General features: G+C 61.2%; 10 protein-coding genes. 5 read left to right on the top strand and 5 right to left on the bottom strand.

The genetic code is table 11. The features are described 5' to 3' along the window. From QZY44_RS09585 to QZY44_RS09575, 3 genes are all read left to right on the top strand, one after another. Nucleotides 1-2,678 (top strand): peptidoglycan DD-metalloendopeptidase family protein (locus tag QZY44_RS09585; protein WP_295445568.1); only part of this gene is annotated, 2,678 nt, incomplete at its 5' end. A 64-nt stretch (nucleotides 2,679-2,742) separates the two neighbouring features. Next, on the top strand, nucleotides 2,743-3,051 hold the full coding sequence (locus tag QZY44_RS09580) for a hypothetical protein (RefSeq protein WP_295445566.1): 309 nt from the start codon (nucleotides 2,743-2,745) through the stop codon (nucleotides 3,049-3,051). A 691-nt stretch (nucleotides 3,052-3,742) separates the two neighbouring features. Next, on the top strand, nucleotides 3,743-4,468 hold the full coding sequence (locus QZY44_RS09575; RefSeq protein ID WP_295445564.1) for a phytochelatin synthase family protein: 726 nt from the start codon (nucleotides 3,743-3,745) through the stop codon (nucleotides 4,466-4,468). Nucleotides 4,469-4,595: 127 nt separating this feature from the next. On the opposite strand, the gene QZY44_RS09570 is transcribed toward QZY44_RS09575, so the two are convergent. The 5 genes from QZY44_RS09570 to QZY44_RS09550 form a co-directional block, all read right to left on the bottom strand. Next, the gene (locus tag QZY44_RS09570; RefSeq protein WP_295445562.1) at nucleotides 4,596-6,614 is read right to left on the bottom strand and encodes a TonB-dependent receptor; all 2,019 of its coding nucleotides are present in this window, start codon (nucleotides 6,612-6,614) and stop codon (nucleotides 4,596-4,598) included. Further along, complete coding sequence (locus QZY44_RS09565) at nucleotides 6,611-8,581, bottom strand: ATP-binding protein (RefSeq protein WP_295445560.1); 1,971 nt, start codon at nucleotides 8,579-8,581, stop codon at nucleotides 6,611-6,613. Before QZY44_RS09565 ends, QZY44_RS09570 begins: the two co-directional genes overlap by 4 nt. Next, the gene (locus QZY44_RS09560) at nucleotides 8,568-9,434 is read right to left on the bottom strand and encodes an ABC transporter substrate binding protein (protein WP_295445558.1); all 867 of its coding nucleotides are present in this window, start codon (nucleotides 9,432-9,434) and stop codon (nucleotides 8,568-8,570) included. Before QZY44_RS09560 ends, QZY44_RS09565 begins: the two co-directional genes overlap by 14 nt. 350 nt (nucleotides 9,435-9,784) lie before the next feature. Continuing rightward, complete coding sequence (locus tag QZY44_RS09555) at nucleotides 9,785-10,165, bottom strand: hypothetical protein (protein WP_295445556.1); 381 nt, start codon at nucleotides 10,163-10,165, stop codon at nucleotides 9,785-9,787. Then, nucleotides 10,166-10,867: a response regulator transcription factor gene (locus QZY44_RS09550; RefSeq protein WP_295445554.1), complete on the bottom strand. Its 702-nt coding sequence runs from the start codon at nucleotides 10,865-10,867 to the stop codon at nucleotides 10,166-10,168. Nucleotides 10,868-11,933: 1,066 nt separating this feature from the next. Here QZY44_RS09550 and QZY44_RS09545 point away from each other — a divergent pair. Continuing rightward, nucleotides 11,934-12,224, top strand: a complete 291-nt coding sequence (locus tag QZY44_RS09545; RefSeq protein WP_295445552.1) for a hypothetical protein — start codon at nucleotides 11,934-11,936, stop codon at nucleotides 12,222-12,224. A gap of 131 nt (nucleotides 12,225-12,355) precedes the next feature. After that, nucleotides 12,356-13,146, top strand: a 791-nt coding sequence (gene dinB, locus QZY44_RS09540; RefSeq protein ID WP_295445549.1) for a DNA polymerase IV, incomplete at its 3' end; no start/stop codon positions are given.

The following is a 13,146-nucleotide window of genomic DNA, read 5'->3' as shown; positions in this document are numbered from 1 at the left end:
GGCCGCTTTCGGGGACCGTGGCGCCGGGAGCGGAACAGCAAAGCTGGTCGGTCAATGTCGGACAAGAGGTCCAGCGGGATCTGCGGTCCAGTCAGCAGGCCATGCAGCGGTCGAGCAGTGGGTTCTCGTCGGCGCTCGGTAGCGCGGCCAGTGCCACCGCGTCCAAGAGTGGCGAGAGTTTCGACTCGCATGCCAGCACTTGGATGAAAGATGTCGGCAAGAGCCAGACCGATTCGGTGCTGATGGCTACCGCGGAAGGGCTGACCCAACAGTCCAGTGGAAGCGGGATGTCGAGCACGCAGATGGGGGCGGTGATTGCGGGTTCGCTCGGGGGGGCTAAGGGAAAGGGGGATATCGCGGCCAGATTGACCAGTGAGTACGGTGTCGACAGCAAACTCGCGGACACAATGGCGGCCGATATCTCAGAAAAGGTGACATCCGATCAGTCGCTGCAGACGCGGGTTGCCGAGGGCCTCAGGGTCGACTCACAGACGGGTGAGCGCAACGTCTTCACAGCCGGGCTGGACCGTCGGGAATCATCGCAACTCACGCAATCAGCCGACGATGTGCTGTCCTCATCGCGCAGTCTCGATCATGCGGAGTCGCAGTCCGAGCGGTTCGGCACCATGGGCTCGTTCAATGGCATTGCGGCGGGTGCAGGACTGGTCAGACCGGAACACCAAGGGCTCAATGAAAAGCTGGATCGGACCATTGCGAGCTACAACCTCGACGGCGATCGGGATGACGCAGCACAACGGCTATTAGTCGGTGGCGTCACCGCCGATCCGGACCAAGCGCGCGCCATCGCCGGCATGGGGCTGCTGCTTGGTCACACCGACGGCCAGCGGGCCAGGGGCATGACCGCGCCAGAGCGGGCTGGTGCCAAGGAGGCAGGCATGGAGATCCTGGCCAGCGAATTCAATTTTCAGGCACCCCAGGGAATTTCGCCCAGCCGCAACGCGGACCTGAGCGGCTCGGCACCCGGCTTCGGCGGCACCCAATCCCACGTCGAGGGGGCCGGACTGCGGGATATCCGACCGGCGGCATCCAGCGTGCCGAGCGAGGTGTCAACACACGGCGATGCCACCCACCAGGACTGGAACCCGGGGGCCGTCGATCGCTTTGCGCAGGGCGCCCGCAACGAGGTGGCGGCTTCCGCTGGTCACGCCCAAGGCGCCTTGAGATCCGAGAAGCAATCCAGACTTGGCGCGATCATTGAGCAGCACGCGGCGCTGCCGCGCACCGCCGCCCAGGTGGCCCAGAACGAGGCCGGCGGACTGCTCGCGCAGGCGGCGGAGAGTGTGGCGCTGGTTGGGGCCGGTGCCGGCGGCGTGGCCAGTCAGGCGGCGGCCGGGGCCCAGGCTTTCGCCGGGGCGCTGCGGGACGGCCAAGGCATCGGTGCGGCGGTCCAGGCCGGGCAGAAAGCGGCGGGGGGCGAGGCGGGTTGGACCGGCGCCCGTGACGCGATGGTCGACGCGCGGATGAATCAGGTCTCATCCTACGGCTTGAGTCCCGCGCAAGAGCAACTGTATCGGGCGTCGACCGAAACGGTGATCGCCGGTATGCCGGGCGCCGCCCAGCAGACCGCGCACCAGGCCGTGATCGCGGAGTCCGGCAGCAGCCGGCGGGGCGAGCAGATCGCCGACCTCATCGAGCGCTCGGCGAGCACCAGGGACGACACGGATTTGCGGCTCATCGGGGCCTTCAACGAACAGACCCCGCCGCCGGAAAAAAAAAGCCCTGAGTCCGCGCTGAGGGGGCAGTCGCTCGGTGTGACCGGGGGTGAACAGGGCGCCAACGTCGCGCTGTCTTCCCCGGTCGCCAACCCGGGTCACTATCCTGTCACGTCGGGCTTCTCTGAACATCGAGCGAACCCTGTCTCCGGACAGGTACGGCCGCATCGCGGCGTCGACTTGGCGATGCCGGAGGGGACCCCGGTCTATGCCGCGGCCGACGGGATCGCCCGGCCGGGAGTTCAGGAGCACGGCGCCGGCAACTACATCTCGGTCGACCACGGCGGGAACACTGGGACCAGATACATGCACCTGTCCCGCGTCGCGGTCCAGGAAGGACAGGCGGTGCACCGCGGCGACGTCATTGGGTATTCCGGGGATACTGGCGGAAGCACGGGCCCGCATCTACACTTCGAAGTCTGGCGCAACGGTGAGGCGGTCGATCCCATGCAGGACCCGCTGACACAGCTGCATGGCCCAGGACACCCAGGCCACGAAGCACCGAGCGGAAACGACGGAGGGCGTCACCAGGCGATGCTTGTCGCACCGGCGTCGTTACGAGGAGTGTTCGCCGACGCGGAGGCGAGACATCACTTGCCGCCCGGAATGTTGACGGCACTGGCGTCGGTCGAGAGCCACTTCAACCCAAACGCCGTGTCCGACGCTGGGGCTCAGGGATTGTTCCAGATTACGCCTGCGACTGCTGCCGATTATCATGTCTCAAATCCCTTTGATCCCCGCGAAGCGGCAGAGGGGGCAGCAAGAAAGCTGGCAACCGATTACGAGAAATTCGGCAATTGGGAGCACGCCGTGCTGGCGTACAACGCGGGGACCGATCGAATTGATCAGTATCTGGCCGGGAGAGGTAAACCACTGAAGCAGGAGACGGTGGACTATCTGCCGAAGGTGCTGCATGCATTTCAGCATGTGGATCATAGCGCGTGAAACGTTTCCTAACTTGTTAAGTATCTATCCACGACATTTGAAGCCGCAAACAGGGGGCAATGTCATGCGCGATTTCATCCGCCGGCTCCGCCGGGCCATTCGTACTATTCCGCGGCGAGTCCGATGGATAATCATCACCTCAATTGCGCTCATCGCGCTGTTCCTGATCGACGGCAAATTGGCTCTATCCGTTTTCTTCGTCGTGTTCGCATGGCTTGTCGTCGTCCAGCTATATCGGGATCGACACCTCATTCATGCGGCCGATAAGGATATCCTCGACGGCATGATAAACCCAGCAACCGGCTTGATGATGAACGGAGACATGGACATCGGTGGCAATAGTTACGGATGCGGACATCGCCACGACTCGTGATGATTCTGAAGACGGGGTACATCGGCGGCTTTGACGCCTGGCACACTGCGGATTTTGTGCCATTATTAAAGGACGGCCATGGACCGCGATACAACCCACCCTAAAAAGAGAGAATCAGCAGGCGTTCACAGTCCGTTGCTAGGACGCTTGTTTGGTACATCCACAGCTGGCGAGATTACGAAAACAGAGGGCACTCAACGATTATCGTGGTTTGCGGCCGGACATGAAGCTGCGGATGATCCGGGGTAGAGCAATGTCAAAGTCGCATGACGATTCTTACAAACGAGGTTACCGTCGCGGAAAGCTTAGAGCCCGACGGCTAGTCTCTTCGTTCCGTTCTCGATTCGCATCCGGTGACGTTGTGGCACCGAATGAGTTAGGCTACATTCTGAAACGGCTTTATCGGCGTATGGATGCCGCAGGCGAGCGTACCATAGCCGAGCAGCCGGTGTCTGACTATAGTCCCGCGTATCGTTCGTTGCGAGGGGAGTATTTTGGATTTTGCGCCGCCCTGACGGATTTCCTATCGCAACCTGAAGGCGCCCGGATCGCTGTTCTCCCGGCCGAGCCAGTAAATTCCGCAGTATCGCCCTGCGGTTCCGCGTCATGACGCTGTTCGCTTCGAGCTCACCCGGCGACACATCAGTTTGTTGGTTGTTGCCTCGCAACACCATCGAGGCAGGAGTGAGTTGTGTACTATTTCTCCAAGTCCATCCGCGTGCGGTGGATTGTCGCCGTCTTGGTACTGACGCTGACCGCTATCGGCGGCGCGGGACAGTTTGCACGCTCCCTATCGCAGCCCCACCCCGAACGGTATGCACCTGGGGTGCTTTACGGTGGGATAGCCCAGGAGCATCTTCTGTCGCGTCCGGTCGCACGCCAATATCTTGATAGGTTCCACACCCAAGAGTCGCTATCGTCCTGTGGCCCGTCGAGTGTATTGAACGTGTTAAATTCGCTCGGAATCCCCATCGCAAATGAGAACGCCTTGTTCGATGGCAACGCGTGGGGTTGGCTTAGCATGCGCGTACAGGGCATTACCCTGGATGATCTTGCCTCCCTCATCGCCGAGCGGCATATCGGCGAGGTGACCGTCTTACGGGATCTATCCTACGAGGCCTTCCTGGACCACATCAAGAAAACCAACAGCCTCGATCATCGTTACATCGCCAACTTCGACAGAAAGCCGATCTTCGGAGTCCCCGTCGGCCACTTCTCGCCCATCGGTGGGTACGATGAAAATAGCGATCTTGTCACCATCCTGGATGTAACCCCTGGCTACGGTCCGTCATTGGTTCCGTCCAAGCTGCTTTATGAAGCCGCTCAAACAACGGACTCAGCGACAGGACGTTCCCGAGGATTGATCCATATCAGCAATCTCACTGGCATGGCTGGCCGAAACGACGTGCGACGCTGAGAGAACGCCCTCCGGAATATGATCGCCGTCAAGCAGACACGACGGGTCTACCGGACCCCGTCTCTCTCCGCACACTGGCGGGGGTCAGTCACGCCCCCCGCCACACGTGCGAAAAACCGCCTACCAGTCAGAAAGCCACCACCAGGGTCACATAATAGTTGCGACCCGGCAATGGAAGGTCCTGGGGAAAACTGGTACCTGGCGCAGGCTCGGTCATGTTGGAATTCAATAGATTTCGCACATCGAGTTGCAGAGACAGGTTCTTGGTGAATTGATACCGGGTCAGCAAATCGACTTGTGAATAGTTCGCGGGCCGCGCCCGAGGGTCTTCAGCGACCCGCGTGCGACCACCGACGTAGGTTCCCTGCAGATTGAAGAACGCCTTCCCCCAAGTATATTGCAGGGACCCGAACAACCGATGGTGGGGAGAGTAACCAGCGTCTTTGTGGGTCGTTTCGTCCACATTGTACTGATAGGCATACCAGCCTTCGAACACCAGGTTTCTGAGGATGCCCCAGTGCATCTCGATCTCGAAGCCGTTCCCAACCTGGCGGCCCACGTTCTGGGGCTCGCCGAAAAGACCACGATCCTGTTGCCGGATCTGATTCTCGGTCTCGTGGCGAAAGATATTGAGCCGAAATCCTAGATCGCGCTTCGGCGTGTACTCGACTGACACCTCTGCCGTGCGAAGACGTTCCGGTACGAGGGCCGGGTTAGGCTTATAGATCGGAACGGGAAAGGGCGTCGTCTCAAACAGCGTCGGCGCCCGGAATCCTTGCCCGTAGAGCAGCTTCACGGTCCATTCTGGTCGTGGCGTCCACACCAGCACCGCCCGAGGACTTGTCTGCGTTCCGAAGTCGGAATAGTCATCGAACCGAACACCCCAGGTCAGCGTCCACTTGGGCGCGAGCGTCCACTCATCCTGAATGTACCCGTAGACAAGTTGTCGACTGCTCTTTCCGACCCCGTTGGCACCATAGGTCGTACGCGGTGTGGGCGTCATGATGTTATTGATGAGCAGATAGTTAAGCGTCGCGGAGTGGACATTGAATCCACCATGCTCGTATCCGAGTCCCGCGGTGAGGAAGTGCCCCTGGAACCCCTCGTACCGCCCGTCGGTATGCAAACGCAGGAACTGCTGTTGGGCCTCCGTCGTGAGAAGCGCCCCATCGGTGAAGACACCGAATGCTCCGGGCGGGAGGAACATGACGTTATCGAACGTCTGTCTGGTCTGGAGCGCATCGGCTGTCAGCGTCAGTTCGAACTCTGACCCAAAAGCGATCTTGTGAGCGAGTCGGCCCTCGACGGTCTCGTAACTGAGCGTCCCAGACGGGTCGAGGTTCCCACCCAAGCCGCCGGCCAAACCGACCTTGCTCCAACGCGACAACCTGAGCATCCCCGTCGTCTCTCCGAAGGACATGTTCACCAAAGCCCCCAATTCCTTGCGAGACGTGTTGGCGTGCGCCGGAGCCAACGACGCCCGCGTCCCCATCAGGGCGTCTACCACCGCCTGCCGGTCGACCCCGAGTAGAGGGGAAGGGCCATCGGTCTGCATTCCCTCCAGCGCCACGACGACGCGTAATCGCTCCGTGTTGTACCCCGCCAGCAATCGCGCGTCGCCCGTGTTGAAGGTCCCGCCGCTAAGGGCTACTTGCTCGACATCCGTCTTCGTCTTCGTGACGATGTTGACGACCGCGGAAAATGCATCCGCACCGAATACCGAGCTGCCAGGCCCGCGTGTCACCTCGATCCGCTGGATCGCGTCGATGGGGATGGTCCCGAGGACCGCTATCTGATCCCCTTGCAGCAGGTCCGGCTGGGAAATGCCGTCAAGGAGGAACAAGATGTTGTTCGAGCGTAGGCTGGAAAACCCCCGAACCGTCACATTCGGTTGGTAGGTTTGGAACAAGCCCTGGTGCATCCCGGGGACCAACCGCAGCGCATCCACGATATTGCGGATACCGTAGTTGCGGATGTCGTCGGCGGTGATGACCGTGGCAACCGCAGGCGCGGTCTTTACGCTCTGCTCGCGACCGGTCGCAATCGTTACGGTCTCCGGGAGGCCGAACAGGTCAACCGGCACATCCGCATCAACACTGCCAACCGCGGAAATACCGAGTAGAAGGTGAATCAGCTTGGGTGTCATGGCATTAAACTCCCAGGGTGGGTCGTCGCCGCAACGTCCCCATCGACAGCACGTGCGATGGCTTCGATCAGACGTTCCGGCTGGACAGGTTTCGCTATCAGCGCGGCACTGTAGCGGGCCGCTTCCTCACGAAGTTCAGAGGTGTCATTTCCGGTCAATATAATCACCGGCGTATGAAGGAGCAGCGTGTCGCGCATCGCCTTTAGGATCGCCAACCCAGTGTACCCAGGCATGCGGTGATCCAATACGATGACATCGTATGCTCGGCAATCCTGCTGAAGCATCGCAAACACCGCCGTCCCGTCGGCGCATGCGTCGACCACGTATCCGGCTTCCCGAAGGAACTGGCCCATGGCATCACGAATGACAGCCTCATCCTCTCCGAACAGCACCCGACTATTTTTTGGTATTTGTCGGGCCACCCTAGCCGATTCGTCCTCGTCGCCACCAGGAGACACGTTGAACTCCGCAACGCGAGGACCTGGTGTGATCGGAATCTCGATCATGAATGTCGTGCCCTTTCCCGGCGCACTGGACACATCGATGCGCCCGCCGAGCGCATCAACGATACTCTTGGTCACCCACAAACCAATTCCGATGCCGCTAAACACGGCCCCACGTGCCGTCCCGCCTTGAAAAAACGGCTCGAAAATGCGATTGAGGTGCTCCGTTGGTATACCGATGCCATCGTCGGATATCGTCAGTCGGATGCGATTGGGATCCGCCGCGAGATCCAGCATGAGGACGAGCTGACCGTTGGTCGTGAATTTGTCAGCATTGCGCAACAAATTGTAAATGACCTGCAGCAGCCGGGTACGATCCGACACGATGTTGATGGCGTCCCCGACGCACTGCACAGATAATACGTTACCTGTGGACAGGGTCGCCCGAATGGTGGAAGCGGCTTCATCGATCAGATCGCGAATCGCAAACGTGCTATAGGCAAGCACCAGTGTGTCGCCTGATTCGGCCTTCGCCAGATTCAGGAGCTGTTCGATCAGATCGAGTAAATGGGAAGATGAGCGCAGAATCGTATCGAGACTACCGCGACGATTGTCACTGTGGGCACCACCGCTGATCAGACGTGCGTGCAGTATGATCGCCTGCAACGGCGTGCGCAGCTCATGGCTGACGTTCGCCAGGAACAGCGTCTTGGCACGATTGGCGCTCTCGGCATCATCGCGGGCCGCTTCAAGTGCGCGCGTACGTTCCGACACCATGCCCTCCAACCCGTTGGCATAGTGAAGGAGTCGGCGATGGTCGTCGGCGATACGCTGGCGCATGGCGTCGATAGCACCGTAAATGACTTGCACCTCGGCCGGGCTGTGAGCGGAGATCGGCGGCAGCCTGGCGTCGTTCTCGTTACCCTGCAATACCCGCACCAAGTCCGCCAGCGGAGCCAGCATCTTCATCGAGACGCGGAGCAGTGCGAAAGATAACAATACAATCAAGACGGCAATCTGTGCGGCGGCATAATAGGCGGTCACGACGCTGCTGGCGTACGAGCGATCAAGCGACAGCGTGATACGGACGCGACCGATGTCTACCTGCGTATTCGGTCCATCGTCGAGCGGCCCGACTGACCCGCGCGATTCGGCAGTGACGACGCGGTCAATCGTGAAGGTTCGTCGGGCGCGAGCCGACTCTCGCGTACTCCCGGCAGCCAGGCGCTCGCCCTCCTGATTGACAACCTCCGCATGCAAGACATCCGGGAACTTAATAATATTCAAGACGACGGCTTGGGCGTCCTGGCGCGATGCAACGAGCAGCGCGTATCGGGCATCGTTCGCGAATACTTCGGCGATTTCACGGGCCGACTGCTCACTGTCACTATGCGCCTGGTGCCAGGATGTCCGGAAAATGATGGCAGGTGCGACGAGCCCGATGACCAGACCAAGCGTAAGGAGCACCCCCAACAGTTGGCGCAGAAAACGCTTGCGGGTCGGCTTCAGATCATTGATAGACATAATCGAACGCTTTCTCTTGCGCCGTTCTGAGTGCGATTCCGATCGCCTGGGCCGTGCGACGATTGAGCACGCGCTTGGGGCCTGGTGCATACCGGAGGCCTTGTCCGGTGCTGTCGATCAGGTTTGCAACCGTGCGGCCGATCGCCAGATAGTCCTGCGTCAACGCAAACAACATGCCGCGCGCGACATAATCGGCTTCGTCGGTGAACACCGGAACCTTTTTCTCCCAGCTCAGCCCGACGATTTTGGGCACCAAAATATCGGCATTCATCCCTAGTACACCACGTTGGAACCAAACCCCATCCCCTGGCCCAGCGCTGCGCATGACCGATTCAACGGCCAAAGCCGCATCACGAATCGTAGCCACCGACATTGCGGAGAAGCGAAGGTTGTGCGCCGCCGCAGCGGCCTTGACGGTTTCAAGGAACGAACGGGGGATGTCATCGCGATAGATCAATGTGACGGTCTTCACCTCTGGAGATAATTCAAGAAGCTGCTGGATATAGATGCGTGGATCAAGGAACAATGAAATTCCACTTTGCGCTCCTGGCGGAAGCTCTCGTACGAGGATGGGCACCACGGTCGTCTTATGGTACGCGTGGATCGACGCGGCGAAGGCGCTCTCGCCGATCGCTATGATCGCTTTACTGTCGCTGTCCTGCGTGGAACTGGGTAGTCCGTCGATCGAACAGACCCCAACCTCCGCGTGAACCACCTCTTGCAGTCCTTTTTTGATCTGTGCGATGACGTCTTCATAGAGACGACTGATCTTTGGGTAGACGAGGACTATCGGGGTGCTCGGACAGATGACGTTCGATGCAGCGCCGGCTTGCGAGATCGAAAGAAAGGTCAACGAACAGAGTATTACGCATATAATTGCCGGTGTACCGAACCAGCGAGGTCGGTGTTCCGTATCGGCGCTTGGGTTTATTGAATCCATTCTTCCACCGGTTGACGGAAACGGCTCTGTTAGGCAACGCGATTAGCAAACGAGAGTACGTGCGGCGTCCCGGCAACAGCTTGCCTTCCCGCTCCCACGGGGGTTCTGGCAGTATAGAGTTGATACGTTCGTCACGGCGAATCCTGAGTAGGTAAACGCGCCCTCGCCGGTCACACAGGCGAAGCCTGAGCCACTTGGAGCCAATCAGGTACATCGGAGCAACCAACCACCAAACGGAGCGAATTGGCAGCCGCCCAGGCGGCTTAGGTCGTGCCTGGCACGTCGGTGGTGACGGCCTCATAGACTTGGCGGATCGCCTCGGGGAGCGCACCGGCCAACTGCTCGGCCTCATCGAAGCGTCCAGCGTGCAGGGCGTCGGTCAAGGCCCGGAACATCTGGGTGAGCTGCGGCATGCCGGCCTGCGTGACGAGCGTGATCGCGCGATGTGCAAGCTCGGCGCGTTCAGTGGTTGCAGTCCGGAACGAGGCGCTATCGAGAAGCGGGGCAATCTCTGAGTCGGGGGCAAGGAAGGTGAGAACACCCGACAGAATACGATCCCGGATCTCGGCTTTCCCGGAGGCCAGCGCAAGCGCTTGCACTGGATCGTAAGGCGGTAATGGGATGCCCTTGTGCATGGTGGTCAATCAATCCTCGACGAGGCCCAACTGCAGACACTTGCGGTATATTCGGATATGGGTGGTCACCCCAAGGATGGCTTTGATTTCTGCAATCTTCTTGTCCACATATTTCTTGCCGACGGGGAGTGTGGCGGCGATTTCAGTCGGCGAGTAGCCATCGAGCAACAAACGCAGGATGTCACCGCGGCGCCCTTCCAGCAGTTGCGCCCGCAACCGGTCCGCGGACCCTGGCGCGCTAAAGCTGGCATCCTCCAGAAGCTCGGCTTCGACGTACAATTGGCCCGCATGCACCGTCCGGATGGCCTGCCAGATTTCCCCAGGCAGTACTCCCTTACTCAGGAATCCGCGGGCACCGGCGTCAAGGCAACCACGCACGATCGCAGACTCCTCATGGGAGGTGAGGCAGACGATCCCAGACGTTGGGCTTTGTCGAAGCAGAACGCTGACCGTCTCGGCTCCCGCGAGCATGCACGGTCCCCCCTCGGTATCGGGCATGCGCAGATCGAGCAGGATGACATCGGGGGTCAGCGACCGGGTGTGGCGAACGGTGTCGGCCCTGGTCCCGCATGCCGCGACCACGTCAACGGCCTCGGGGGCGATCGCGTGCAGTAAATCGGGGAGCGTGCTCCTCAGCAATGCCTCATCTTCCGCGATGAGGAGTCGGATGTGTTGTTCGGGGCTTACCTCGGGAGTTGGATGGGTTGACATAGCTCACGCAAAGCGGCCATCCGCGTAGTGGATCGGAGACGTTTTCCCCAGGCCAGCGTCACACCATCTATTCTAAGCAGGGCTACCCACTGCCATAGCGGGAAGGATACGGGGAAACCACGCGTCTGCAAGGCGTCAAAGACGCCTGTCGCGGCGGCCGACTTCGCCGGGCCCGATCATCTTACGGCCGATCTATCTTCGGTGAATGGACCCTGGTCACGGTCTGGGGCGGACTGTGATCACGGTTGGGTGGGATGCGTAGCACCGGCGTGGCGTCCTACGCAGTTTGCTCTCGGACCCTGGCCATGCGTGTCCGGAAACGGCCTCGATACCTCAGGACGCAGCGTCCCGCGCTGACTGCCGCGAATCCTTGAGCGGCACTGACCGGCACCAGGGATTACCTCCCCCGCGCCTGGCAGTCCGTAGACTGCATTCCTCGCACACGCACTGCGCGCGTGCCGGAGCCCTCGTGTTGTTGTTCTTTCTATTAATAACAACGAACAACAACAAGCCAGCCGCAAATCCGATGCAGCAGTAAAACCACAAGATTTAACATGCGCTTGCAGAAATCGGTGGCGCGGATACTGGGGGCATCTGAAAAGTGTGGCGCGGAAATCAGGGGCATCTGACCGCGGAAACCGGGGGCATCTGGCTTCGAAGCGCGGAAACTGGGGGCATCTGACCGCGGAAACCGGGGGCATCTGACTTCAGAGCGCGGAAACTGGGGGCATCTGACCGCGGAAACCGGGGGCATCTGATTTCGGAGCGCGGAAACTGGGGGCATCTGGAAATCCGTCTCAAAAAAGACGCAGTGGTAACAACGCGTCAGCGGGCGGCAGGAACACTGTTTTGCCACCCTCGGAAGACGTTGAGCGCCCTGCGGATCGTGCCGCCTGGACCGCCGGCACGGCCAGCGGCAGACCAACACGCCTGATGAGCTGACGCCTGACTGATCCCCCAAGGACCGGGGGCTGCCATCGGGCGGGGCCTCGCGGATGGGGGTGCTGCCAAGTTCAGATGAGAGGCGGATAATCCGGTACTTCGATCGCCGCGGACCACCGACGACATGCCCAGCCCCAAGTACCCACATGCCCGCCTGTCGCCGGCCAAGGACGAGATCCTGGCCATCGCCATCATGCGCGAGTCGGTGGTGAAGCACGACATCCGGCCACTGCTCGACAAGCTGCTGCCGCTCGCCGCCACCCGCGAGTCGGCCATCGCCTGGGAGGGCAAGGTCACCTTCAATTTGCTGCTGGGCTACATGAACGGGCTGTACGAACGGCTCGACCTGCCCGAGGCGATGAACGAACGTATCTCGCAGGAGATCGCGCAACTCATCGAGTGCTCGTTGCAGTGAGCAGGGCCGGTACTGCCCGTGCTACCGCTGGCGCAGACTGATTCCCGCCGGCCGGCAAGTCGCGGCCTGCCCGGGCGGGCCGGCGCCCATACGGCCCTCGTCGTCCGTTTCTGTCGTCGAGCATCAGGACCATGAGCACCCTGCCCCAGCGCTGGATCATGCACCTGGACATGGACGCCTTCTATGCCGCGGTGGAGCAGCGCGACAATCCGGCCTTGCGCGGGTTGCCGGTGGTGGTCGGTGCCCAACCCGGCGGGCGTGGGGTGGTGGCCACCTGCTCATATGAGGCACGGCGCTTCGGTATCCACTCGGCCATGCCCATCAACGAGGCCCACCGCCGCTGTCCGGACGCGGTCTATCTGCCCCCGCGCATGGCGCATTATCTCGAGGTCGCCCGCAAGATTCGCGCGGTCATGGCCAACTGTACCCCGGTGGTGGAACCGATCTCCATCGACGAGGCCTTTCTCGACGTGAGCGGGCTCGGGCACCTGATCGGCCCCCCGGCGGTGATCGGCCAGCGGATCAAGGCGGCCATCCGCACCGCGGTCGGCCTGACCGCCTCGGTCGGCATCGCCCCGAACCGGCTGGTGGCCAAGATCGCCTCGGACTTCGGTAAGCCGGACGGGCTGGTCGTGGTACCCCCGGAACAGGTCCTGGACTTCCTGAGCGGGCAGCCGGTCGGCGTCCTGCGTGGGGTCGGCAGCCGGACCCTGCCTATCCTCAAGCGGTTGGGACTGAGCACCGTCGCGGACCTGCGCGGGTTGTCGCTCACGCAGCTTCAGGCCCATCTGGGGTCCGCGGGCCGCCACCAACCTTTACCAGCAGGCGCGGGGCATCGCCTCAGACCGGGTCGGCGAGTGCACCGCCCGCCAGTCACTCTCCAAGGAGACCACCTTCGGCGTCGACGTCACCAATCCCGGCG

This window comes from uncultured Thiodictyon sp. (assembly GCA_903837595.1).
GTDB lineage: Bacteria > Pseudomonadota > Gammaproteobacteria > Chromatiales > Chromatiaceae > Thiodictyon.
The sequence above is the reverse complement of the archived record's forward strand: the minus strand, read 5'-3'. Positions and strand labels throughout refer to the sequence as shown.

Coding starts and splice junctions, on each gene's coding strand:
- QZY44_RS09580 (WP_295445566.1), top strand. CDS start 2,743: ATGCGCGATTTCATCCGCCGGCTCCGCCGGGCCATTCGTACTATTCCG.
- QZY44_RS09550 (WP_295445554.1), bottom strand. CDS start 10,867: ATGTCAACCCATCCAACTCCCGAGGTAAGCCCCGAACAACACATCCGA.
- QZY44_RS09565 (WP_295445560.1), bottom strand. CDS start 8,581: ATGTCTATCAATGATCTGAAGCCGACCCGCAAGCGTTTTCTGCGCCAA.
- QZY44_RS09545 (WP_295445552.1), top strand. CDS start 11,934: ATGCCCAGCCCCAAGTACCCACATGCCCGCCTGTCGCCGGCCAAGGAC.
- QZY44_RS09570 (WP_295445562.1), bottom strand. CDS start 6,614: ATGACACCCAAGCTGATTCACCTTCTACTCGGTATTTCCGCGGTTGGC.